This window comes from Devosia sp. LC5 (assembly GCF_000735585.1).
Taxonomy (GTDB): Bacteria; Pseudomonadota; Alphaproteobacteria; order Rhizobiales; family Devosiaceae; genus Devosia.
In genome coordinates, this window is record NZ_JNNO01000005.1 from 58,606 (window position 1) to 81,712 (window position 23,107).

Below are 23,107 nucleotides of genomic sequence, written 5' to 3' on the forward strand. Positions count from 1 at the left end.
TCGAACCACGAGGAGGATTTGGCACCATTCTGCCACGACCTCGTGGTTCGACAAGCTCACTATGAGGTCTACTGTAAAGACTGGCGCAAAGCGCCGAAGCGAGGAAACGGCATGAGCCAGAACACGATCCGACTAACCATGGCGCAGGCTGTTGCGCGGTTTCTGACGATGCAGAAAACCGTGATCGATGGCGAGACAGTGCCGATTTTTGGCGGGGTGTTCGCCATTTTCGGGCATGGCAATGTGGCCGGTGTGGGTGAGGCGCTGCATGCCATCAAGGACACCCTGCCCACCTATCGGGCGCAGAATGAGCAGGGCATGGCCAATGCGGCGATTGCCTTTGCCAAGGCCAGTTTCCGCCAGCGCTTCATGGCTTGTACCTCTTCGATTGGGCCCGGCGCACTGAATATGGTGACCGCGGCGGCTTTGGCGCATGTGAACCGCCTGCCCGTGCTGCTGCTGCCCGGCGACGTGTTCGCCAATCGCCTGCCCGACCCGGTCTTGCAGCAGGTGGAGGACTGGGGCGATGGCACGGTTTCGGCCAATGATTGCTTCAAGCCGGTGAGCCGCTATTTCGACCGCATCACGCGGCCCGAACAGATCATCCCCGCTTTGCGCCGCGCCATGCAGGTGTTGACCGATCCGGCCGAATGCGGCCCGGTGACCCTCTCGCTGTGCCAGGATGTGCAGGCGGAGGCCTATGATTACCCGGAGAGCTTTTTTGCCGAAAAGGTATGGGTGCCCCGCCGGGTAATGCCCGATGCCGAGGAATTCGCTGCCGCCGCCGCCGCCCTGCGCATGGCCAGGAAGCCGGTGATCATCGCTGGCGGTGGCGTGCTCTATTCGCAGGCCACCGAAGCCTTACGCACTTTTGCCGAGGCCCATGGCATTCCCGTGATGGAAACGCAGGCGGGCAAAAGCGCCCTGCCCCATGACCATCGCCTCAATATGGGTTCGGTTGGCGTTACCGGTTCGTCGGCCTCCAATGCACTGGCGCAGGACGCCGATGTAGTGCTGGCGGTGGGCACCCGGTTGCAGGATTTCACCACCGGCTCCTGGGCGCTGTTCCAAAACCCGGACCTCAAAATCATAGGGCTCAACGTGCAGCCTTTCGACGCCCACAAGCACAATGGCATGCCGCTGGTGGCCGATGCCCGCGCCGGGCTCGATGCGCTTCATGCGGCGCTCCCGGGCTGGATCGTCGAGGACGCGTGGGCCGAAAAGGCCGAGGCCGGCAAACAAGAATGGCTGATCGCCGCCGACAAGGCGACCGCGACAACCAATGCCGAGCTCCCTTCGGATGCGCAGGTGATCGGGGCGGTGCAGCGCGCCCGCGAAAACGCCACCCTGGTCTGCGCTTCCGGCGGCCTGCCGGGCGAATTGCACAAGCTGTGGAAGGCCGGCACGCCGGGCAGTTATCACCTGGAATATGGCTTCTCGACCATGGGCTACGAGATTGCCGGCGGGCTGGGCGTCAAGCTGGCGCGGCCGCAGGACGACGTGGTCGTGATGGTCGGCGATGGCAGCTATATGATGCTCAATTCCGAGATCGTCAGCTCGATCATGCTGGGCGCCAAGCTCACCATCGTGCTGCTCGACAATGCCGGCTATGGCTGCATCAACCGGCTGCAAATGGCCACGGGCGGCGCCAACTTCAACAATCTGTTGAAGGACACCCACCATGTCACTCTGCCTGGAATCGATTTTGCCGCCCATGCCGCCGCAATGGGGGCGGTGTCGCGCAAGGTGGGCTCGATTGCCGAGCTGGAAACGGCGCTGCACGAGACCGAAAGCGCCGACCGGACCACGGTGATCGTGATCGATACCGATGCGCTGATCACCACCGATGACGGTGGCTCCTGGTGGGATGTGGCGGTGCCGGAAGTGTCCGACCGGCCACAGGTCAATGCAGCCCGCGAGGGTTATATGAAGGCGCTCAAGGCGCAGCGGGCGGGGTAGTTTACTTTCCCCTCCCCCTCGTTTCTCCACGGTGTCATTCCCGCGAAAGCGGGAACCTCCGTTTCGGGATGCGAGAGAAGAAAACAGAGGTTCCCGCTTTCGCGGGAATGACATTGTGGGGCTGAGATGCTCCAGCGACCAATGACTCGGAGCAGTAAATTGAAAGCCAAACTCGGCATGTCGCCCATCGCGTGGTGGAACGACGATCTGGTGGAACTCAGCGATGATGTGTCGCTGGAAGAATGCCTGCGCCAGTCGCGCTCGGCCGGGTTTACCGGCATGGAAAAGGGCCGCCGCTTTCCCGATGACCCCGATGTGATGCTGCCCATCCTGCGGGCGGCGGACGTCACGCTGTGCGGCGGCTGGTTTTCCGGCACGCTGGTCGATGAGGAACTAGCGGCCAACAAGGCGCGTATCCAGCCGATGATCGAGCTGTTCAAGGCGGTCAACGCGCCCTGCATCGTCTATGGCGAGGTGGGCCGCTCCATTCAGGGCGACCGTTCCAAGCCGCTGGCCACCAAGCCCCGGCTCACCGACGACGAGATGGTGGCCTATGCCAGGAAGGTCACCGAATTTGGCGAATGGTGCGCCGATCAGGGCATGCCGCTGAGCTATCATCACCATATGGCGGCCGTGGTCGAGACCGAGCCGGAGCTGGATGCCTTCATGAAGGCGTCGGGCGCGGGCATTCCGCTGCTGCTCGATGCGGGGCATCTGGCTTTTGCGGGCGGCGATGTATTGCGCGCTATCGACAATCACCATGCCCGCATCAACCATGTGCATGTGAAGGACATTCGCCGCTCGGTCGTCGATGGGCTGGATCGTACCAGGCAGAGCTTTCTCGATGCGGTGGCGCTGGGCGCTTTCACCGTGCCGGGCGATGGATCGCTGGATTTCGGCGCCATCGTGCAGAAATTTGCCGATTATGGCTATGAGGGCTGGTTTGTCGTCGAGGCCGAGCAGGACCCCAAGGCCAATCCGCCGCTGCTTATGGCGCAGGTGGGTCACAAGGAACTCATGCGCGTGATGAGCGCGGCCGGCTACACCGTCGAGACCGAGGGCTTTCCCAAGGGGTGAGTTTTCGTCCCGCGATGTGCTACAGGCTGGTCAGATTTCTTAAAGACAAGGCGGATCGGTTTTGAAAGCAGACGACCTTAAATGGTTCAAACCCCTGTGGCGGCGCGTTGCCATCACCGGGTTTCTGGCAGTGTGGTGCGCCTGGGAATGGATCTTCAACCAGGAGCCATTCTGGGGCGTGCTGGTAGGCGCGGCTTTGCTCTATTCGCTGTACAATTTCTTCTACGCCTTCCCCAAGGAGGAGACACCCAATGAGCAAACCCAATCTGCGCGTCCGCCCGAAGAGCAAGACGGGCCTGGTTCATGATGTGACCCCCGCTTCGGCCGGCTGGACTTATGTGGGCTTTGCCCTGCACAAGCTGGCCGAAGGCGAAGTAGCCGGCGGCGAGGCCGGGGATCGCGAGCTTTGCCTGGTGCTGGTCAGCGGCAAGGCGCGGATTTCGGTTGATGGCGTGGATTTCGGCGAGATCGGCGAGCGCATGAGCCCGTTCGAGGGCGCGCCCTGGGCGGTCTATGTGCCCATGGGTAGTGAGTGGGTTGCAGATACGACCACCGCGCTGGAGCTTGCCGTATGTGCGGCCCCAGGCGGCGGGGATTACAAGGCCAAGGTGATCCCGCCGGGCACCCATCCGCGCCTCACGCGCGGCAAGGGCGCCAATATCAGGCATGTCTACAATATCATGCCCGAGGACGATAATTCGGCCCATTCCCTGCTGGTGGTGGAAGTGATCACCCCGCAGGGCAATACCTCGTCCTATCCGCCGCACAAGCACGACCAGGACAACCTGCCCCACGAGAGCCTGTTGGAGGAGACCTATTTCCACCGGCTCAACCCACCACAGGGCTTCGCCTTCCAGCGCGTCTATACCGATGACCGTAGCCTCGACGAGGCGCTGGCGATCGAGGATGGCGACGTAACGCTGGTGCCCAAGGGCTATCACCCGGTGGCGACCACGGCGGGGTATGACTTGTATTATCTCAATGTGATGGCGGGGCCGAAACGGGTGTGGAAGTTCCACAATGCGCCGGAACATGAGTGGCTGTTGAAGTAATCCACCATGCCGTTTCGTCCACCGCATCTTCCTCGGGCTTGACCCGAGGACCTCTCCTAACTTTGCGCCGTGCTGAGAGCGGCCCTCGGGTCAAGCCCGAGGGAGATCGTGGGTGGGGAGCGCGTGGTGATCCACGCGCTCCTGAGGGCTCACCGCCCCTGGAAGATCGACTTATCCGCCAACACCCCAAGCACTTCGCTGACCTTCACGGCCCGGCCTTCCTTGACCGATTTCAGCGCAGCATCGGCCAGCGCCAGTGCAATCAACCCATCCAACCCGCTCGGCAATGCCGGAGATTTTGATTCAACGGCATCCACGAAGGTGCTGATTTCACGCGCATAAGCGTCGGTGTAGCGGGTCATGAAGAAGTCGTGCAGCGGCGGGCGCGTATAGCCGGCAGCATTGGCGACTTCGATGGAGACCGGACGCTGGTTTTCGGCCGAGACGGCGCCTTTGGAGCCATGCACCTCGATGCGCTGGTCATAGCCATAGGTGGCGCGGCGCGAATTGGAGATGGTGGCGTGCTTGCCGGTGGCGGTCGAGAGCATGACCGAGACGCTGTCGTAATCGCCGGCTTCGCCAATGGCCGGATCGACCAGCACGGAAGCCTGGGCGGTGACCGTGTCGATCTCTTCGCCGAGCAGCCAGCGGGCCATGTCGAAATCGTGGATGGTCATGTCGCGGAAAATGCCGCCCGAGCGCTTGATGTAATCGACCGGCGGCGCGCCAGGATCACGCGAGACGATGGTGACCATTTCGACAGCGCCGATCTCGCCCTTGGCGATCACATCATGCACGGCCATGAAATGGGGATCGAAACGGCGGTTGAAGCCCACCATGAGCGTGGCGCCTTCGGCATCGACCACCTTGAGGCAGGCTTTGACGCGCTCGACATCGAGATCGATCGGCTTCTCGCAGAAGATGGCCTTGCCGGCGCGGGAGAACTGCTCGATCAGATCGGCATGGGTGTCGGTCGGCGTGCAGATGACCACGGCGTCGATGTCGGTAGCCGACAGGATCTGCTCGATGCTGCGCACCTGGCAGCCATATTGGCCGGCGATGTCAGTGGCGGCCTTTTCAAAGGCGTCGGCCACGGCCACCAGCTGGGCGGTTGGATTGGACGAGATGGCCTTGGCATGCACCTTGCCGATGCGGCCAGCGCCGAGCAGGCCGAAACGAACAGTCATTTGATAGTCTCCGGGTAGTGGCGCCGGGAGGTGGCGCGGTTATTCTAAACTATATGGGCAATTGCCCGAAATTGCTCACCCCACCGCGTCGTCCTCGGGCTTGACCCGAGGATCATTCGCCGCTTGTGCCGGGCTTAGAGTGGCCCTCGGGTCAAGCCCGAGGGAGGCGCGGTGGTGGTTTTGACATGGGAGGACGGCAAATCAAACCTTCTTCCGCTTCCTTTGCCGGTATTGGTCGGTGACCACGGCGGCGACGATGATCATGCCCTTGATGATCTCCTGATAGTAGGCGTCGACGCGCAGGAAGGTGAAGCCCGAGGTCATGGTCCCCAGAATAATGGTGCCGATGACCGTGCCGGTGATGCGCCCCTGCCCGCCTGCCAGCGAGGTGCCACCGATAACCGCCGCGGCAATGGCGTCCAGTTCATACATTACGCCCATGCCGGCCTGCGCCGTCTGCGCGCGGGCGGCGGTGACCAGCCCTGCGAGCCCTGCCAGCATGCCGGCAATGGCATAGACCTTGATCAGGTGCTTTTCGATATTGATGCCCGAAACGCGGGCCGCCTGCGGGTTGGCGCCGATGGCATAGGTGAATTTGCCATAGCGGGTATAGCGCAGGGCGATGTGGAAGATCAGCGCCACGCCGAGGAAGATCACCACCGGCCAGATGCCCATGCCGATAAAGGTGAAATCAGGCGTCAGCCCCGAGACCGGCTGGCCCTTGGTGTACCATTTGGCCACGCCGCGCGCCGATACCATCATGCCCAGAGTGGCGATGAAGGGCGGGATTTTGGTGTAGGAAATCAGCGAGCCATTGATGATGCCGGCCAGGGTGCCGATGGCAAGGCCGATCACCAGCGGGATGACGACCGGCAGGCCGACCAGCGCCGGATAGACCGGGCGGGCCCAATCGGCCGACTGGGCGAAGCTGGCGGCGATCATGGCCGTCATGCCCACCACCGAGCCGGAGCTGAGGTCGATGCCGCCGGTGATGATCACCTGGGTCACGCCCACTGCGATAATGCCGACCACCGATACCTGCAGGATCATGATGGTCAGCCGCTGCTGGTTCATCAGGAAGGACTGGCCAATGAAGATCCAGCCAAGCAGCTCGAAAGTGAGCGCAATGCCGGCCAGCACGAGCAGGATGGAGAGCTCGGTCGGCAGTTTGCGCCGCCGCGCCCGTGGGGCTGCAAGGGTTTCTGATGATGTGGTCATGGCTGGGTCCTCCCCAGGACAGCTTGGGTTGTAAAAATCCTCCAGATCTCCGTCATTGCCCGGCTTGTCCGGGCAATCCATCTGCTGGCGTTCGCGGCGGGATGGACCACCCGGACAAGCCGGGTGGTGACGAAGGAACGGAATGCGTGGTGCGTTGGAGTGCGGTTGTGCGTTGTCATCATCGTGCCGCCAGATCCATGATCTTCACCTGATCTGCCTCGGCCCGGTCCAAAAAACCCGTCGCGCGGCCGTGGTGCATCACCATGATGCGGTCGCTCATGCCCAGCACTTCGGGGAGTTCGGATGAAATCATGATCACCGCCACGCCCTGGCGCGCCAATTGGCTGACCAGCTTGTGAATCTCGGCCTTGGCGCCAACATCGATGCCGCGCGTCGGCTCGTCCAGAATGAGGATTTTTGGATTGGTCAGCAGCCAGCGGCCGATCAGCACCTTTTGCTGATTGCCGCCCGAGAGGTTTTCCACCCGCTCATCGAGACTGGGCGTTTTGACGCGCAGCTTCTGGCTCATCTCCTCGCAGGTGCGCGACAGCTCCCCCTGCGTGACGAAGCCGAACCGCGTATAGCCGTCCTGCAGCACGGCAAGCTGCATGTTTTCCTGAATGTCGAGCGCCAGCAGGCACCCGGTTTCCTTGCGGTCTTCGGTGATGAAGGCCATGCCATGCTGAATGGCGACGGTGGGCGAGCCGATCGTGACCGGCTTGCCATTGATGGCGATGGTGCCGCTGGTGGCTGGACTCACCCCGAAAATCGTTTCGGCCACATTGGAGCGGCCCGAGCCGACCAGCCCGGCAATACCCAGGATTTCCCCGGCGCGCACGTCAAAACTGATGTCGGAGAACACGCCCTTGAGCGCCAGGTCCTTGACCGAGAGCACCACATCGCCAATCGGCACCTCTTCCTTGGGGAACATCTGGGTGATTTCGCGCCCCACCATCATGCGGATGATGTCGTCGCGGGTCACGTCGGTCGAGGCATGGGTGCCGATATAGCGGCCGTCGCGGAACACCGAAAATTCGTCGGCGATCTCGAACAGCTCGTTCATTTTATGGGTGATGTAGATAATGCCTTTGCCCTGGCTGCGCAGATCTCGGATGATCGAAAACAGGTGTGCCACCTCGGTTTCGGTTAGCGCGGAGGTCGGCTCATCCATGATGAGCACGTCGCTCTCATAGGACACAGCCTTGGCGATCTCGACCATCTGCCGGCTGGCGACGGAGAGCGTTGAAACCTGCACTTCGGGATCGATATCGATATTGAGCTTGGCAAACAGCGCGGCGGTGCGCCGGTTGAGTTCGCCATGGTCGACAAAGCCCAAGCGCGTCAGCGGCTCGCGCCGGATCCAGATATTTTCGGCCACGCTCATATAGGGCATCAGGTTGAGTTCCTGATGGATCATGGCAATGCCGTTTTCGAGCGCATCGAGCGGGGATTTGAGCTGGATATTGACGCCGCGCAGCTTCACCTCGCCGCTATCAGGCGTGTAAATGCCGGCGATGATCTTCATCAGCGTGGATTTGCCAGCGCCATTTTCGCCCATCAGGGCATGCACGGTGCCGCGGCGCAGTTTGAGCGACACATCGTCCAGCGCCACCACGCCCGGGAATTCCTTGCGGGCATTGGAGATTTCCAGCAGCAGCGAAGCATTGGGCACCGCCCCGCTTTCACGCACCGCACGCATTGTCTGCGGACTGACCATTGCTGCCTCCCTTTTGGCCGTGCCGGCCAACATCCACAGTGTCATTCCCGCGCAGGCGGGAGCCTCTGTTTACTTTACCGGGCATCGCCAACGGAGGTTCCCGCCCGCGCGGGAATGACGCCGTGGGCGAAATTGCACTCAGCACCCTCCTCCCCACCGCATCTCCCTCGGACTTGATCCGAGGGCCTCTCCCAACACGGCGAAAAATCCGAGCGACCCTCGGGTCAAGCCCGAGGGAGAACGATGGGTAGGAACGCATCCCCACCCACCAAATGCCTTAGTTCTTGGCCTGATAATCCGCCAAATTCGCCGGGGTCACCAGTTCAAACGGCACCCAGACTTCGCGTTCCACGGTTTCGCCGCGGGCCAGAGCCAACGCGGCATCAAGCGCGCCCGAGCCCTGTGCGGCCGCGTTCTGGAACACCGTCACGTCAAGATCACCAGCCGCCATTGCGGCCAGCGCGTCCTGGGTCGCATCCACGCCGCCCACGATTACCGCGTCCATGGCGACCCCGCCGGCCTTGAGGGCCTGGATGGCGCCGATGGCCATTTCGTCATTATTGGCGACCACGGCATCGAACTGGATGCCGGCGGAAAGCCAATTGGCCACCAGATCGGCGCCCTGCTGACGCGACCAGTTTGCCGTCTGCTCTTCGGCGATCTTCATGAACGAGCATTCGGGCGTGGCGATCACGTCATGCACGTCCTGGGTGCGCTGGCGGGCGGCCTGGTTGGAGAGTTCGCCCATCATCACCACGATATTGGCTTCGGTCTTGCCCGCTTCAGTCAGCAGGCGACAGACTTCCTTGGTTTCGAGCGTTCCCGAGTCCACTTCGTTGGATGCGACGAAAGCCTGCTTTTCGGGCAGCGTATCGAGGTTGACGGGCTGGCGGTTGACATAGACCAGCGGAATGCCCGCATCGGCGGCCAGCTGGGACATGGGCGCGGTGGCGTCGGTATCCACCGCGTTGACGATAATGGCATCGACGCCCGAGGCGATGAAATTCTGGATCTGGCTCATCTGCTTGGACACGTCATTCTGCGCGTCCTCGACCTGCAGCTCTACGCCATCGAGGGTCGTGGCATAGTCGCCCATGCCGTTGCGCAGCACGGTCAGGAAATTATCGTCAAACGCGGCCATGCTGACGCCGACGGTCTCGGCCATGGCTGCGCCGGTAAAGCCGGTCAGCATCGTGGTCGCCAATGCGGCCATTACGATCTTCTTCATTGCTCATTCTCCTCCAAGCGAGCCGGGCGTCCGGTTGCGCCCATTATGTCCGGATATTTCCCATTCTTCGGGAATTGCTTTATCAGGCGGCCCTCTCCTTGAGCCCCGAGACGATGAAATTCATGCTTTGGCTGATCGCCGCGGCCGGATCGGCCAGATGGCGCAGTTCTTCGGCAAAGGGTTCGAACGAGAGCGGGCCATTATAGCCCCCTGCCCGCAAGGCCTTGATCTGTTCGATATTGCCCAGGCGATCCTTGGGGCCGACCAGCAGCCGATGGCTGTCGCGCATATCGCTGATAGCGACGGCAGGGTCATCGACACCGGAGATGTGGACCAAGCCGGTCAGCTCTGGAAACAGCTCCGGCTCACCCGCCAGGTGATGGTGGAATGTATCGTGGGTCAGCCGGAAAACGTCGCGACCATTGGCGTTGTCGATCGCTGAAACCGCTTCGCTTTTGGAGCGCAACGAGCAGGATTCAAAGCCCAGACACTCAACCAGCCCGGTCAATCCCCGGTCGCGCAGGATAGGCGCGAGAAACGTTAGCGCAGTGCTAGCATATTCAACCCGTTGGTCTGCCAGCATCGAATGTGTGTCGTTGGCCGCAACCAGCACCAGGGCCTGCGCACCGGCTGCTGCGGCGTAGTCGGCTATGGCCTCGGCCTCGCTGGCACGGTTGCCGGACCAGAGATTAAATCTTTGCAGCGCATTGATGGAAATGATGGTTATATCATTTGCCTTGGCAAGTGCCCGCACTTCGGCCGCCGTTGTGCCGTCGAGGATGGCATTGCCGGCGATGTCATTGCGGATTTCGACGCGGGGGGCGCCCAATTGGCGGGCCAGCGCGAAGAACTCGGGCAGACGCAATTGCGGCGCCGACATGTGGTTGATGGCAAAATCCATCGACTGGCTGGTGGACACGCCCGAACTCCCTGGATCGCCGGGGCTCACCCGATCTCTCATTGGGTCAAATGAAATACTGGTTCTGTTCTGTTGTCAATGCGGAATGTTCATTCCAAAATGTGACAGAATGAACCGCATAAACCGCGATCAAACGGAATATTCGTGCGGCCCGAAACGTTTCAGGCGGCGAAACTAGATGTTTTCGGAGACATATATGTCGAAGGGCAAGAAGGTCTGTCCGGCAGAATCGGCGGCGGGATGAGCCAGTGCGGCTGCCATCAGGCTGACAATGCTGGGACCCAGCGCGGCCAGCGGGGTGCCAATGACGGCGGTGGCGATATTGTCGGCCAAAGCCGCATGGGTCACGGGGTTGAGCTCGTTGCAGACCAGGGCGACGCGGCCCGCCATGCCCTCCTCCCGCAGGGCGGTGATAACGCCTTCGGTGCCGCCGCCAGCGACATAAATGGCCGACAGATCGGGATGACGGCGCAGCAGGTCGAGCGTTGCTTCATGCGCGAGCGCGCCGTCTTCCAGGCTGACCTGGGTGTCGATGATCGACAGATCGGGCGCCGCCTCGCGCAGATAGGAGCGAAAGCCGATCTCGCGCATTTCATGACCATGAAAGCGGTGGCTGCCGACAAAGACCACCACCTTGCCCGGTGCCTTGGCGGATCTGGCGATCAACCAGCCTGCCGTGCGGCCGACCTTGCGATTATTGGTGCCGACATAGCCGCGCCTGATGCCGGCGGCGAAATCCGAGAGTAGCGAAAACACGGGCTTTCCAGCCGCCTCGACCTCCTGCACCGCAGCAGTGACGGCGGGATGGTCCACCGCCACCATGGCGATGGCATCAACGCGCGGGGTCATTTCGGCCAGCCGCGTGGCGATTTCACCCGGGGTCTGGTTGGCGAGGAAGGCGATGGTCGGCGTGACGCGGAATTGCGTTGGGCTGACGCTGGCCTGTTGCAGGGCCGCGGCGACATCCTGATAGAACAATTGATCCGGCCGCTGCAGCAGGAAGCCCAGCCGGTAATGCGGCAGGTTCTGCTCGAGCCGGCGGCGGATGAGGCCGGAGCCGTGATAGCCGACCTGCTCGGCGGCGCTGAAGACGCGCTGGGCGGTTTCCTGGCGCACCGGCAGGCGGCCATTGAGTACCCGATCGACCGTGGCGACGCTCAGATCGGCAATGCGGGCAATATCGGCAACTGTTGGGCGACGAGCCAAGGCGGACTCCTGCAAATTTCCATCATACGGACAAGCGCCGCAATGATGGTAATGATAGAAACCATCATGTGCCAATTGCGCAAAAGTTGCAAGTTTGCCAGCATCAAAAGCAGGGAATTCGCTAGCACACTGTTAGCATCGAGAGGCACCAATTGGCCCAAACTGCGAAACGCGACTACAACCTGCTCGGCCCCAGCTCTGAAGCCGCTATTGCCGGCGGTTTAGCCGCTGCCGAGTGGTATCACACCGAGGTTGACCGCAAGCAGATGAAGGCGCTGATGCAGCGTTCGGACGGCCCGGCGATCCGCGATACCGTCATCTGGTTGGGGTCGATGCTGGTGCTGGCGGCGGGCGGCATCTACTTCTGGGGCAGTTGGTGGGCGGTGCCGTTTTTCCTTGGTTATGGAGTACTTTACGGCTCGGCCTCGGACTCGCGCTGGCATGAATGCGGCCATGGCACGGCGTTCAAAACGCGGTGGATGAACAATGTCGTCTACCAGATCGCCTGCTTCATGATCATGCGCAATCCGGTGACCTGGCGCTGGAGCCATGCGCGGCACCACACCGACACGGTGATCGTCGGCCGAGACCCGGAAATCGCGGTGATGCGGCCACCCGACCTGTTCCGGGTAATCCTCAATTTCTTCGGCATTCTGGATGCCGGTTACGCCATGCTCGACATGGTGCGGAACGCAGCTGGTATTGTAACGCCGGAGGAGAAGAGCTTCATCCCTGAAATTGAGCATGCCAAGGTGATCCGCGTGGCGCGCATCTGGCTTGCTATCTATCTGGTGATAATAGCGCTTTCGCTGTGGATGGGGTCGATCCTGCCGCTGATGCTGATCGGACTGCCTCGGCTCTATGGCGCCTGGCACCATGTGCTGACCGGCCTGCTCCAGCATGGCGGGCTGGCCGACAATGTGACCGACCACCGGCTTAACTCCCGGTCGGTACTGATGAATCCGATAAGCCGCTTCATCTATTGGAACATGAACTACCATGTGGAGCACCACATGTTTCCGATGATCCCCTATCACGCGCTGCCGCAGCTGCATGCGCTGATCAAGCACGACTTGCCGGCGCCGAACCGCTCGATCCTCGATGGCTATCGCGAGATGGTGCCGGCGTTTCTACGGCAGTTGCGAAATGAGGATTACTTCTTGAAGCGGGAGCTGCCGGCGACGGCCAAGCCGTATCGGGAGGAGCTGCATAACGGGGTGGCGGCGGCGTGAGGTTTTTGGCCTTTGAAGTGTGGCTAGCAAGCGCTCCTCCCCTCTCCCCTTGAGGGAGAAGGTGCCCGAAAGGCGGATGAGGGGTCTGCCTCCGCAAGCATTGAAGCATGGGCGGGCGCAGGACCCCTCACCCCGTAATTTCTTCTGAACGAAGAAATTACGGTCCCTCTCCCTCAAGGGGCGAGGGGAAGCAGACTAAGAGTTTTGAGGATGACAAATGACCGAATGGATTGAGGCTTGTGGGGCCGGCGATGTGGACGAGGAGGATGTGATCCGCTTCGACCATGAGGGGCGGGTTTATGCGATTTATCGCAGTCCGGAGGACCGGTATTTTGCCACGGATGGGCTGTGCACGCATGAGCAGATCAGCCTGGCCGATGGGCTGGTGATGGACGACATCATCGAATGCCCCAAGCATAATGGGCGGTTCAATTACAAGACCGGCGAGGCCAAGGGCGCGCCGGTATGCGTGAACTTGCGGACCTACCCGGTGAGGGTTGAAGGCGGGATGGTGTTTATCGAGGTGTAGGCACCAGCATCGGAGTCCCCTCACCCTGGATTTCTGCTGAACGCAGAAATCCTGTCCCTCTCCCACAAGGGGCGAGGGTGGACCCGGTGGACGTCCATGCGCTGCGCCCATCCTTCTCCCCTCGTGGGAGAAGGTGCCCGAAGGGCGGATGAGGGGGACTTTGGAGGACGATATGAGCCAGCATTATGTGATCGTCGGCGCCGGAGAAGCAGGGGCACGGGCGGCCGTGGCGCTGCGGGAGCAGGGTTTTGCGGGCGATGTGACGCTGGTGGGTGGGGAGACCCATCTGCCCTATGAACGGCCACCATTGAGCAAGGAGGGCATGCTGGCGGAGCTGTTTGCGGCCAAGACGATCGCGACGGCGGAGCGGCTGGCTGAGGCGGGTATTGCGTTTCGTGGCGGGTTTGCCGTTACGAGGATTGATCGGGAAAGCAAGCGGCTGGAGGGCGTGGATGGCCGCGCCATCGGCTATGACAAATTGCTGCTGGCGACGGGGGCTGCACCGCGGCGATTGCCGGGCGTGGAGGGCGCGCGGGTAGTCTATCTGCGGACGATCGAGGATGCACTGCTTCTACGCGAGGCGCTGGTCACGGGCAGGCATTTGGCTGTCATTGGTGGCGGATTTATCGGGCTGGAGCTGGCGGCGAGTGCGCGGCTGCGCGGGGCTGATGTGACGCTGATCGAGGCCCTGCCCAGGCTGTTGTCGCGCGGGGTGCCAGAGGCAATGGCGCGGCAGATCGAGGCGCGGCACGTGGCGGGCGGGGTGACGCTGGTGTTTGGCGATGGGATTGCCGCGATTGCCAGCGGGCCGGACAGCGCTGTGGTGACACTGGCGAGCGGGCGGCGGATCGAGGCCGATCTGGTACTGGTGGGTATCGGAGCCGTGCCCAATGTGGCGCTGGCGGAGGCAGCTGGGTTGGCGGTCGAGAATGGGATCGCTGTGGATCGGCATCTGGCGACAGGAGACGCAGATATTTTTGCGGCGGGGGATTGTTGCTCGTTTCCGCTGCAGATTTATGGCGGGCGGCGGGTACGGCTCGAAAGCTGGCGCAATGCGCAGGATCAGGGGAATCTGGCGGCCCTGAACATGCTGGGCGCGGGTGAGGCGGTTTCGAGCGTGCCGTGGTTCTGGTCGGATCAGTATGAGCTGACGCTGCAGATTGCGGGGCTGAGCGACGAGGGCATCAGAACCGTCCGGCGTGATCTAGGGGATGGTGCGAGTATTCTGTTTCACCTCGCGAATGATGGGCGATTGGTGGCGGCGAGCGGGCTGGGTGTGGGGAATGCGGTGGCGCGGGATATTCGATTGGCGGAGATGCTGATTGGCAAGAGTGCGCGGCCGGATGTGGCGGCACTGGGGGATGCGGGGGTGAAGTTGAAGGAGTTGCTGGCGGCGGCTTAGATTTCTTGGGGCCCTACCCCTTGCCGGCTTTCGCCTTGGCTTCGGTCATCCAGCCGCTGAAGCGCTGGAAGAGGCGGGCGAAGGTGACGAGGTCTTCTTCGGGCCAATCGCCCAGGGCTTCGGCGAAAATGCGCCATTTGTAGGCGCGGATGACGGCGCCGTGGCGTTGGCCGAGTTCGGTGAGTTCGAGGCCGGTGCGGCGGGCATCCGACTGGGAAGCGACGCGGCGCACAATGCCTTTATCCACGGCGTCGGCCACGATGCGGCTGGCGCGGGAGGGATCGACATTGAGGCGTTCGGCGATAAGGCCGACCGTGGCCTCGCCACCTTCGATGGCACAAAGCTCGAGCGCGCCGAGGATTTCGAGGTCCGCAATATCGATATTAGGCCCAAGGTCACGCAGGGCCATGCGGCCCATTTCCCGGCGCTGCATGGAGCGGCGGATATGGATCATGACGTGGTCGATATCCATGGTCGCCTGCGCCGCGGCGGGGCTCAGCCCTAGCCCGATGAGGTGGGCAAGGTGGCTTTCGCGGGCGTCGCTCTCAGATTTGGCCATGCTGTTCCATGCTTTTATCATATATGTGCTATTGACATATATATGACTCTAGCACAGTTTGGCGCAAATTCAACAGGTGACCGCCATGACTGCCGCAGCTCCCGTCCTCACACATCGCCGCAAGATGGTGATCTATGTCCTGGTGCTGGTGGGCATGTTCATGGCCTCGCTCGACATGCAGATCGTGGCGACGGCGCTGCCGACCATTGCAGCGGATTTGGGCAAGCTCGAACTGTTTGGCTGGGTGGGCGCGGCCTATCTGCTGGCGACGGCGGCAGTGACGCCCTTTTACGGCAAGCTGGGCGACCTATTTGGGCGCAAGAAGGTGTTCATGGTGGCGATCGGGCTGTTCGTGATCGGCTCGCTGGCCTGCGGTTTTGCCTGGTCGATGGAAAGCCTGATTGCGGCCCGCGTGTTGCAGGGGCTGGGCGGCGGCGGGCTGATGACCTCGGCTTTCGGGATTATCGCGGACCTGTTCGAGCCGCGCGAGCGGGCGAAATACCAGGGCTATAGCTCGGCGGTGTTCACCCTGTCGGGGCTGATCGGGCCGGTGGCGGGCGGGGTGATCAGCCAGGCGATCGGCTGGGAATATATCTTTCTGATCAACCTGCCGATCGGCGTTGCGGTGATCGCCGTGCTGGCATTGGTAATGCCAAGTTTTGAGACCGGGCGGCAGCCAAGCATTGATTATCCGGGCGGCCTGCTGCTGGCGGGCGCGGTGACGGCGACGGTGTTCTGGGCCGAGGAGGCGCTGGGCGGCGGCTATGGCGGGGTGATGGTTTACCTGCTGCCGGTGATCGCGCTTGCGGCGCTTGCCGCCTTTGTATTGGTGGAAAAGCGAGCCGTGGAGCCGATCGTACCGCTGCATGTGCTGGGAAACCGGACGATTGCGCTGGCGCTGGTGATTTCGGTAATTTCGGGCGTGGCGACGCTGGGCATGCTCAATTATTTCGCGCTGTTCCTGCAGACGGTGACCGGGCTGCCGCCAGCTTATGCAGGGCTGCTGTTTTTGCCCTCGTCAGTAGGCTCGCTCGTGGCCTCGATCGGCACTGGCTATATCGTGGCGCGGACGGGGCGGTATAAGCCATTTCCGGTGGCGGCGATGGCGCTGGGCATTTTGGTGATGCTGGGCTTTGCCATGGTGCATGCGAGTACGCCGATCTGGGTGATCGGGGTTTTGATGTTCTTCTTCTCGTTCAGCATCGGGCTGCAGATGCAGACGCTGATGGTGGCCGTGCAATCTTCGGCGCCACGCCGGGATGTGGGCGCGGCGACCGGGACGCTGACACTGGCGAGGATGATCGGGGCTTCGCTGGGGCTGGCGGCTAATGGCGGAATTCTGACCGCAGGGTTGTTGCGGGGCCAGACCGGGATCTCGGCGGAGACGCTGGCCGTGATGCCCGGGACGATGAGCGAGATGACGCCGGCGGCGATCGCCACCCTGCCCGCGGCCGCGGCGCAGGAAGTGGTCGAGGTGTTCGCGACGGCGTTTGGCTCGGTGTTTTACTTTGCCGCGGGGCTGTTTGCCGTGGGGCTGATCTGTGCGCTGTTCGTGGAGAACAAGAAGCTGGAGCAGCATGCGGCAGAGCCCGGGCCGCAGGTGGCCGTGGCCGAATAAGCGGCTGGCTGGTCGGCCCGCTCAGGTCTCCCGGGCGCGTTCCAGGATGCGTTTGCATTCGAGGAGTTCGCGCAGGACGTCGGAGAGTTTGTCGCGGGATTCGCGGTCGAGGGCGGGGCTGGCCTGCATGACGGCTTCTTCGATTTCGGCTTCGTCGCCGGCTTCTTCGGCCATTTCGATCAGGGGGAGCAGCTCTTCGACCGGACGGCCTTCGCCGACGGCGATGACATAGCGGCTACCCTGATCCTTGAGGATGCGCTGCACGCCCTTGATGGTGAAACCCTGATCATAGAGCAGGTGACGGATGCCGCGGAGCAGGAGCACGTCTTCGGGACGATAGTAACGACGGCCGCCGCCGCGCTTCAGCGGCTTGATGGTCGCGAACCTGGTCTCCCAGAAGCGCAGGACATGCTGTGGCAGGTCGAGCTCTTCGGCTGCTTCAGAGATGGTCCGGAATGCGTCTGGTGACTTATCCACGGTGGGCCATAGACTCGCTGAAATGCCTTATTTTCCAGCGCTGACCATAGACTTGTTGATTTTGGACTTCAACACGTTGCTGGGTTTGAACACAAGAACCTGCCGCGGGAGGATCGGAACCTCCTCGCCAGTCTTGGGATTGCGGCCGATCCGCTCGTTTTTCGAGCGCACCTGAAACGAGCCGAAAGATGACAATTTGACATTGGCGCCCGTGATCAGGGCATCGCCGATCAGCTCGAGCACGCGCTCCACCAACTCGGCCGACTCAGTTCGAGAAAGCCCGACGCTGCCGTAAACCGCTTCAGCCAGATCTGCCCGTGTTACCGTCTTCTGCGTCATTCGCACCCCCGTGTTGCCAACAGGGTCAAATCCCCCAGGCCGGGACGACCAATGGCCTCCCTGATACACTTGTTCCGGCACCGCTCCCCAAGAGCTGTGCCACACTGCGGGATCCTTCCCTACGCCCCGGCGCTTCCTGCCAATCCATCGAGGGGCAGATTTCTGCGCGAGGTTTCCTCCGACGGCGTGGAGACTAACGCCTTGAAACGGTTGAGGTCAATGCGCGCTTCGGGGTTACCAGCGAATAAGGGAGGCGCCCCAGGTGAAACCACCGCCCATGGCTTCAAGCATGACCAGATCGCCCTGCTTGATGCGGCCATCGGCCACCGCAGCGCTGAGCGCCAGCGGCACGGAGGCCGCCGAGGTATTGGCGTGGCGATCGACCGTAACGACCACCTTTTCGGGTGGCAGGCCCAGCTTGGCCCCTGCCCCATCGATAATACGGCGGTTGGCCTGGTGTGGCACGAACCAGTCGAGATCGGCCACGGTATAGCCGGTTTTCTCGAGGGTCGCGTAGACCACGTCGGTGATCTTGCCCACGGCGTGGCGGAAAACTTCGGGGCCCTGCATGTGGACATGGCCGGTGGTGCCGGTGGAGGACGGGCCGCCATCGACATAGAGCTTGTCCCAATGGTGGCCGTCGGAGCGCAGCGCCGAGGCGAGCACACCACGTTCGGGCGCATCGTCGGCAAGCTCGACACGCTCCAGAATCGCAGCGCCGGCGCCATCGCCGAACAGCACGCAGGTGGTGCGGTCGGTCCAATCGAGCAAGCGCGAGAAGGTTTCGGCGCCGATGACCAGAGCGCGATTGGCGAGGCCGTTCTTGAGGTAGCTATCGGCAGTGGCGACGCCATAAACGAAGCCCGAGCACACGGCCTGGATATCGAAGGCCATGCCGTGATGCATGCCCAGCTTCATCTGTACCAGAGTGGCGGCGGCCGGAAAGGTGTAATCGGGCGTAGTAGTGGCGACGATGATCAGATCGATCTCGTCCGGCGTGACGCCGGCATTGGCCATGGCCTGGCGGGCCGCCTCGACGGCGAGATCAGAGGTGAACTGACCTTCGGCCGCGATATGGCGCTCCTTGATGCCAACACGCTGCTGAATCCACTCATCGGACGTGTCGACCATAGTGGCCAACTCGGCATTGGTAAGGATTCGCTCAGGGAGATACCCGCCGACACCGCGGATGATGGAACGCGTCTTGGTCACGCCGGTTTTGCCTCAGATTCGGTCACATCTGCGGCGGGGGCCGCATGGACGGGAAAGCGCTTCATGGTTTCGCCGATCTTGTCGATCAGGTGGCTGCGCGCCATGTCATAGGACAGGCCCAAGGCACTCTTATAACCGATTTCATCAGTTCCACCGTGCGATTTGATGACAATGCCATTCAAACCCATGAATACACCGCCATTGACGGTGCGCGGGTCCATCTTGCGGCGCAGGGCATTGAGCGCCGACATAGCAAAGAAGGCGCCGATCCGGCTCATCAGATTGGATTTGAGCGCACTGCGCAGATAGGAGCTGACCTGGCGGGCAGTGCCTTCGGCCGTCTTGAGGGCGACATTGCCGACAAAGCCCTCGGTGACGACAACGTCCACGGTGCCCTTGCCGATATCGTCGCCTTCCACAAAGCCGTGATAGGTGAAGCCGGCGCCGCTGGCCTGTGCCAGGATCTTGCCGGCATCCTTGATCGAATCGAGGCCCTTGACCTCCTCGGTGCCGACATTGAGCAGGCCCACGCTGGGCTGGTCGCTATCGAACAGGCAGCGGGCGAGCGCGGAGCCCAGAATGGCGTAATCGACCAATTGCTGGGCATCGGCGCCGATGGTAGCGCCCATGTCGAGCACGACAATGTCACTGCGCAGGGTGGGCCAGATCGCCGCGATGCCGGGGCGGGAAATGCCTTCCATGGGGCGCAGGCAGAAGGTGGCCATGGCCATCAGCGCGCCGGTATTGCCGCCGGAGACCGCGACATTGGCCTCGCCATCCTTGACGGCCTGAATGGCCATCCACATGGAGGAGGTGCCGCGGCCCTTGCGCAGGGCCTGGCTGGGCTTCTCGTCGCCGGCGATGACGACATCGCTATGGCGAACGGTTGAAACCGGCTTGAGGTCCGGGAACTCTTCGAGCAGAGGCGCGATCTGTTCCTCGCGCCCATGGAAGATGAATCTGGTGTTCTTGCGCTCGCGCAGCGCCAGATAGGCCCCATGGATCACCGCCCGTGGCGCGTTGTCCCCGCCCATGGCGTCCACAGAGATTGTAATCGTATCGGTCATATTTGCCCGTAAATCGACCCCGCAAGGGGCAGTGCCGCAACATATCCCATCACAGGGAGGGTGCAAGCCCGGCCGGTGATCCAACGGGCTTGATGAGGTGAGAAAGGGGCTTCCCTATGGCCGGATCATGCCTTTTCAGATCCCGGTTTGAGCTTTTTGAGGCCGGCAAAGGGCCCGGTATCGGTTTCGTCGGGCAGAATGCCCAAGGCATCGAGGCTTTCGCCCGGCAGGCGCGGATAGGGATCGATGCCCAAAGCCAGCGTTTCGATCAGCAGCGGGCTGAGATCCACTTCGGGGCCGTCGATGTGATCGGGGAAATCCTCGTCATCGAGATCGACGAAAACCTCGGAACCGGGCGTGGGCTTGTGGCTCTGTGCCTCGGGCAGGAAGACCCGGTCGATGGGTTCATCGATGTCCTGGGTGACCGATTCGAAGGTGACGACCGAGGGCTGCACGATACGTGCGGTCAGCCGGCCCTGGGCACGCAGGCCGCCGCGTAGAGGCACGACGGTGAGTTCGGCATGAAAGGCCTCGACTGCGGTGAGCTTGAGCAAGGCGGCCAAGGCCTCTCGGGTCGCTGCATCGGGCGCGACCTTGATGGCACGGCCGGTGGCGGGGAGCCGGTCGATGCGGACAATGGCGTCGAGCAATGGCGTGTCCTTATGGGTCATGCAGCAGCCTCGAACTGGACGGCGCCGGCCATGATGGATTCGGCAGGCTGGGCGGCAAGAGCATCGTCCTGCGCGAACAGATAGGCGGCAAGAGCCTGAACATGGGCGCCGGACGCCCCGTCATATATATTGCGCGATAGCACGGCCTCAAGGGCGGCGGCATCGCGGCGATCCATGGCCTCACTGATGGCGGCAAGCAAGCCGAAAAAGATATTTCCCATTTTCTGGATTTTCTTGGGGACACCGATATCCCCGACCCCCATTTCGCGCAGGGAACGGTCCATGTCCTTGAAGAACAGGTCGAACACGGCCTGGCTGAACGCCTTCTGACCGCCCTGCTCTGCCCGCAGCCGGCGGAACAACAGCGCCATATGGAGGCTGATCATGTCGAAACGGCCGGTGACGGTGTCGGGCACCTGCCAGTCCGCATAGAAGAAACGCTGCCGGGATTGCGCCACAATAGCGTTATAGACGGCGTAAACCGGCTCGGTGGCAGTGTTCTTGCGAAAGAGTGACAAGATCATGGGATTGCGCTCAATGGCTCGATCGTTTTAACAAGACACCCTGCCCGCCCGATGCCAGCTTGCCAGACCGACATGTTGGCGGCTACACATTCCGGCGGCCAGAACGGGCCAAAGCCTTGTCGTCGTGCCTATAGTCGAGAGCCATCGGGGAAGTCAAATTCATGCCTCTGCGTACCGTTTCAGGTTCCATAGCCGCCGTCGCAGCGATTGCCGTCGTGCTGGCGGGTTGCAGCAGCAGCGGCACCCAGCTGATCAGCCAGCGCACCCAGGGCTATGAAATCTCCGAATCCGCGATGGCGCAGATCCGCCCCGGCCAGAGCCAGGAACTGGTGACCATCGTACTGGGCTCGCCGCAATCGACCAATACGTTCGGCGACCAATCGGCCTATTATTATGTCGAGACCAAGGTGCAGCAGACCGCGTTCGGCCTGACGTCGATCAAGTCGCGCACGGTGCTGGCGATTTATTTCGACAAGAACAAGAAGGTCATCGACAAGGCCGTCTACACGGCAGCCGACGGCAAGACCGTGACGGTGGAAAGCCGCCGCACCCCCTCGTTCGGCGAGGATCGCACCTTCATCCAGCAGATTTTGCAGTCGTTCGGCGGGTAGACGGGCGAATGTTGGTAACGAAAAGGCCCCGGTTTTCCGGGGCTTTTTTATTGCGCTACCGAAATGGCGGGGCGGCGGAGACTGCCCCAGGCCAGCAGGGCAATAGTGACGGCGGCGAGCGGAATGGCCAGGATATTTATCGCCTGCCAGCCGACCAATTGCAGCAACAGGCCCGAGCCAATCGAGGCGATCGCCGTCACGCCGAACACGATCTGCTCATTGACCGCCTGTACCCGGGCGGCTTCCTCGGGGCGGTAGGCCGTTGCCAGCATGGTGGTGGAGCCGATGAAACCGAAGTTCCAGCCCAATCCGAGCAGGATCAATGTCAGGTGGAAGTGAGCAACGCTGATGCCGCTGAGCGCGATCGCGGCGCAGATAATGATCAGGACCAGGCCAATGGCGGTGACCAGATAGGACCCGAGGTAACGAATGATCGTGCCGGTGACGAAGCTGGGGGCGAACATGGCCACTACATGCCACTGAATGGCGCTGCTGGCCGCATCGGGCGAATGCCCGCAGATATAGACCATGGCGAGGGGCGCGGCTACCATCAGCAGGGTCATCAGCGAATAGGTGACCGAGGCGCCCAACATGGGCAGGAAAATCTCCGGCTGCCGCAACAACACGCTAAGCGGGCGGCCGCCGCCGGCCGCATTGGCGACCGCGGTGGGCGCAAGGCGGGTTTGCGAGAGAATGGCGATCGACGCGACGGCCAGGACAACGATGACAAGGAAACTTGCCGCATATTGCGAACCCGGGATCCAGTTGCGGGTGATCGAACTGGCCTGCGGGCCGAAAAAGCCGGCCGCTATGCCGCCGAACAGCACCCAGGAGATGGCGCGGCTTTTAAGATCGGGCGCGACACTGTCGGCCGCGGCAAAGCGGATTTGCTGGGCGAAGGCGCCGGAGGCTCCGGTGAGAAACGTGCCCAGCGAGAAGAGGTAGAAATTGGCGAGGATGACGCCCAGGCTGGCCAGAAGCGCAGCAGGAATGGCAATGAACGTGCCCAGAATAAGGCCCCGCGAGCGGCCCAGGCGATAGATCAACCGCGTTGCCACCGAGGTCGTCACCGCCAAGCCAATGACCATGGTGGTCACCGGCACGGTTGCCAGCGAAGGATCGGGGGCAAAGTTGATGGCGGCCAGCGCAGCCACCGTCATGATGATGGTCGAGCTCGAGCCCATGAGCGCCTGGACGGCGGTCAAAAGGCCGATATTGCGAATAGACTGCCGACGGGAGAGAGACTCGGTCATCGCAGCACCCGGAGTTGAATCCCGGGCAGACTAGACCGTTAAAGCTGCCC

General features: G+C 62.2%; 23 protein-coding genes. 9 read left to right on the forward strand and 14 right to left on the reverse strand.

Translation table 11 applies throughout. The features are described from left to right. Positions 1 to 111: 111 nt before the first annotated feature. The 4 genes from iolD to iolB all read left to right on the forward strand — a co-directional run bounded on the left by iolD (position 112) and on the right by iolB (position 4,088). Positions 112 to 1,959, forward strand: coding sequence for a 3D-(3,5/4)-trihydroxycyclohexane-1,2-dione acylhydrolase (decyclizing) (iolD, locus tag FF80_RS03790; protein ID WP_035097653.1), 1,848 nt, complete (start codon positions 112 to 114; stop codon positions 1,957 to 1,959). Between the two features lie 159 nt (positions 1,960 to 2,118). Continuing rightward, a complete protein-coding gene (gene iolE / locus FF80_RS03795) occupies positions 2,119 to 3,036 on the forward strand; it encodes a myo-inosose-2 dehydratase (RefSeq protein ID WP_035097655.1) in 918 nt (305 codons plus the stop codon). 61 nt (positions 3,037 to 3,097) lie between these two features. Then, positions 3,098 to 3,343: a hypothetical protein gene (locus FF80_RS21590; protein ID WP_152558252.1), complete on the forward strand. Its 246-nt coding sequence runs from the start codon at positions 3,098 to 3,100 to the stop codon at positions 3,341 to 3,343. Next, positions 3,288 to 4,088 (forward strand): 5-deoxy-glucuronate isomerase, encoded by an 801-nt coding sequence (iolB, locus tag FF80_RS03800; RefSeq protein WP_035097657.1) that lies wholly within the window; start codon positions 3,288 to 3,290, stop codon positions 4,086 to 4,088. The genes FF80_RS21590 and iolB overlap by 56 nt, the downstream gene beginning before the upstream one ends. Positions 4,089 to 4,237: 149 nt before the next feature. Here the strand turns inward: iolB and iolG are convergent, their stop codons facing one another. The 6 genes from iolG to FF80_RS03830 all read right to left on the reverse strand — a co-directional run bounded on the left by iolG (position 4,238) and on the right by FF80_RS03830 (position 11,563). Further along, complete coding sequence (iolG, locus tag FF80_RS03805) at positions 4,238 to 5,275, reverse strand: inositol 2-dehydrogenase (protein ID WP_052153143.1); 1,038 nt, start codon at positions 5,273 to 5,275, stop codon at positions 4,238 to 4,240. A 201-nt stretch (positions 5,276 to 5,476) separates the two neighbouring features. Further along, on the reverse strand, positions 5,477 to 6,493 hold the full coding sequence (locus tag FF80_RS03810) for an ABC transporter permease (protein WP_035097659.1): 1,017 nt from the start codon (positions 6,491 to 6,493) through the stop codon (positions 5,477 to 5,479). 178 nt (positions 6,494 to 6,671) lie between these two features. Next, a complete protein-coding gene (locus FF80_RS03815) occupies positions 6,672 to 8,210 on the reverse strand; it encodes a sugar ABC transporter ATP-binding protein (protein ID WP_035097661.1) in 1,539 nt (512 codons plus the stop codon). A 277-nt stretch (positions 8,211 to 8,487) separates the two neighbouring features. Continuing rightward, complete coding sequence (locus FF80_RS03820; RefSeq protein WP_035097663.1) at positions 8,488 to 9,438, reverse strand: sugar ABC transporter substrate-binding protein; 951 nt, start codon at positions 9,436 to 9,438, stop codon at positions 8,488 to 8,490. Positions 9,439 to 9,520: 82 nt separating this feature from the next. After that, a complete protein-coding gene (locus tag FF80_RS03825) occupies positions 9,521 to 10,339 on the reverse strand; it encodes a TIM barrel protein (RefSeq protein ID WP_035097665.1) in 819 nt (272 codons plus the stop codon). A 192-nt stretch (positions 10,340 to 10,531) separates the two neighbouring features. Then, positions 10,532 to 11,563, reverse strand: a complete 1,032-nt coding sequence (locus tag FF80_RS03830) for a LacI family DNA-binding transcriptional regulator (RefSeq protein ID WP_035097667.1) — start codon at positions 11,561 to 11,563, stop codon at positions 10,532 to 10,534. A gap of 152 nt (positions 11,564 to 11,715) precedes the next feature. On the opposite strand from FF80_RS03830, the gene FF80_RS03835 reads away from it, so the two are divergent. From FF80_RS03835 to FF80_RS03845, 3 genes are all read left to right on the forward strand, one after another. Then, positions 11,716 to 12,795, forward strand: a complete 1,080-nt coding sequence (locus tag FF80_RS03835; RefSeq protein WP_035097669.1) for a fatty acid desaturase family protein — start codon at positions 11,716 to 11,718, stop codon at positions 12,793 to 12,795. A 217-nt stretch (positions 12,796 to 13,012) separates the two neighbouring features. Beyond that, on the forward strand, positions 13,013 to 13,324 hold the full coding sequence (locus tag FF80_RS03840; RefSeq protein ID WP_035097671.1) for a MocE family 2Fe-2S type ferredoxin: 312 nt from the start codon (positions 13,013 to 13,015) through the stop codon (positions 13,322 to 13,324). 172 nt (positions 13,325 to 13,496) lie between these two features. Beyond that, complete coding sequence (locus tag FF80_RS03845) at positions 13,497 to 14,726, forward strand: FAD-dependent oxidoreductase (protein WP_035097673.1); 1,230 nt, start codon at positions 13,497 to 13,499, stop codon at positions 14,724 to 14,726. Between the two features lie 13 nt (positions 14,727 to 14,739). On the opposite strand, the gene FF80_RS03850 is transcribed toward FF80_RS03845, so the two are convergent. Beyond that, the gene (locus FF80_RS03850) at positions 14,740 to 15,285 is read right to left on the reverse strand and encodes a MarR family winged helix-turn-helix transcriptional regulator (protein ID WP_052153145.1); all 546 of its coding nucleotides are present in this window, start codon (positions 15,283 to 15,285) and stop codon (positions 14,740 to 14,742) included. An 85-nt stretch (positions 15,286 to 15,370) separates the two neighbouring features. Here FF80_RS03850 and FF80_RS03855 point away from each other — a divergent pair, with 85 nt between their 5' ends. After that, entirely contained in the window at positions 15,371 to 16,903 is a 1,533-nt protein-coding gene (locus tag FF80_RS03855; RefSeq protein WP_052153161.1) for an MDR family MFS transporter, read from the forward strand. A 21-nt stretch (positions 16,904 to 16,924) separates the two neighbouring features. Here the strand turns inward: FF80_RS03855 and FF80_RS03860 are convergent, their stop codons facing one another. The 6 genes from FF80_RS03860 to FF80_RS03885 all read right to left on the reverse strand — a co-directional run bounded on the left by FF80_RS03860 (position 16,925) and on the right by FF80_RS03885 (position 21,193). Next, positions 16,925 to 17,380, reverse strand: coding sequence for a MerR family transcriptional regulator (locus tag FF80_RS03860; protein WP_035097676.1), 456 nt, complete (start codon positions 17,378 to 17,380; stop codon positions 16,925 to 16,927). A gap of 27 nt (positions 17,381 to 17,407) precedes the next feature. Beyond that, positions 17,408 to 17,719 carry an integration host factor subunit alpha gene (locus FF80_RS03865; RefSeq protein WP_035097678.1) on the reverse strand — a complete coding sequence of 104 codons (312 nt, stop codon included), beginning with the start codon at positions 17,717 to 17,719 and terminating at the stop codon, positions 17,408 to 17,410. Positions 17,720 to 17,953: 234 nt separating this feature from the next. Then, positions 17,954 to 18,931, reverse strand: coding sequence for a beta-ketoacyl-ACP synthase III (locus tag FF80_RS03870; protein ID WP_035097680.1), 978 nt, complete (start codon positions 18,929 to 18,931; stop codon positions 17,954 to 17,956). After that, positions 18,928 to 19,998 (reverse strand): phosphate acyltransferase PlsX, encoded by a 1,071-nt coding sequence (gene plsX, locus FF80_RS03875; protein WP_035097682.1) that lies wholly within the window; start codon positions 19,996 to 19,998, stop codon positions 18,928 to 18,930. The genes FF80_RS03870 and plsX overlap by 4 nt, the downstream gene beginning before the upstream one ends. Before the next feature lie 125 nt (positions 19,999 to 20,123). Beyond that, the gene (locus FF80_RS03880) at positions 20,124 to 20,669 is read right to left on the reverse strand and encodes a DUF177 domain-containing protein (RefSeq protein ID WP_052153146.1); all 546 of its coding nucleotides are present in this window, start codon (positions 20,667 to 20,669) and stop codon (positions 20,124 to 20,126) included. Then, the gene (locus FF80_RS03885) at positions 20,666 to 21,193 is read right to left on the reverse strand and encodes a ubiquinol-cytochrome C chaperone family protein (protein WP_035097685.1); all 528 of its coding nucleotides are present in this window, start codon (positions 21,191 to 21,193) and stop codon (positions 20,666 to 20,668) included. The genes FF80_RS03880 and FF80_RS03885 overlap by 4 nt, the downstream gene beginning before the upstream one ends. A gap of 161 nt (positions 21,194 to 21,354) precedes the next feature. Here FF80_RS03885 and bamE point away from each other — a divergent pair, with 161 nt between their 5' ends. After that, entirely contained in the window at positions 21,355 to 21,804 is a 450-nt protein-coding gene (bamE, locus tag FF80_RS03890) for an outer membrane protein assembly factor BamE (RefSeq protein WP_035097687.1), read from the forward strand. A 47-nt stretch (positions 21,805 to 21,851) separates the two neighbouring features. On the opposite strand, the gene FF80_RS03895 is transcribed toward bamE, so the two are convergent. Beyond that, positions 21,852 to 23,057 carry an MFS transporter gene (locus FF80_RS03895; RefSeq protein WP_035097689.1) on the reverse strand — a complete coding sequence of 402 codons (1,206 nt, stop codon included), beginning with the start codon at positions 23,055 to 23,057 and terminating at the stop codon, positions 21,852 to 21,854. Positions 23,058 to 23,107: the final 50 nt, after the last annotated feature.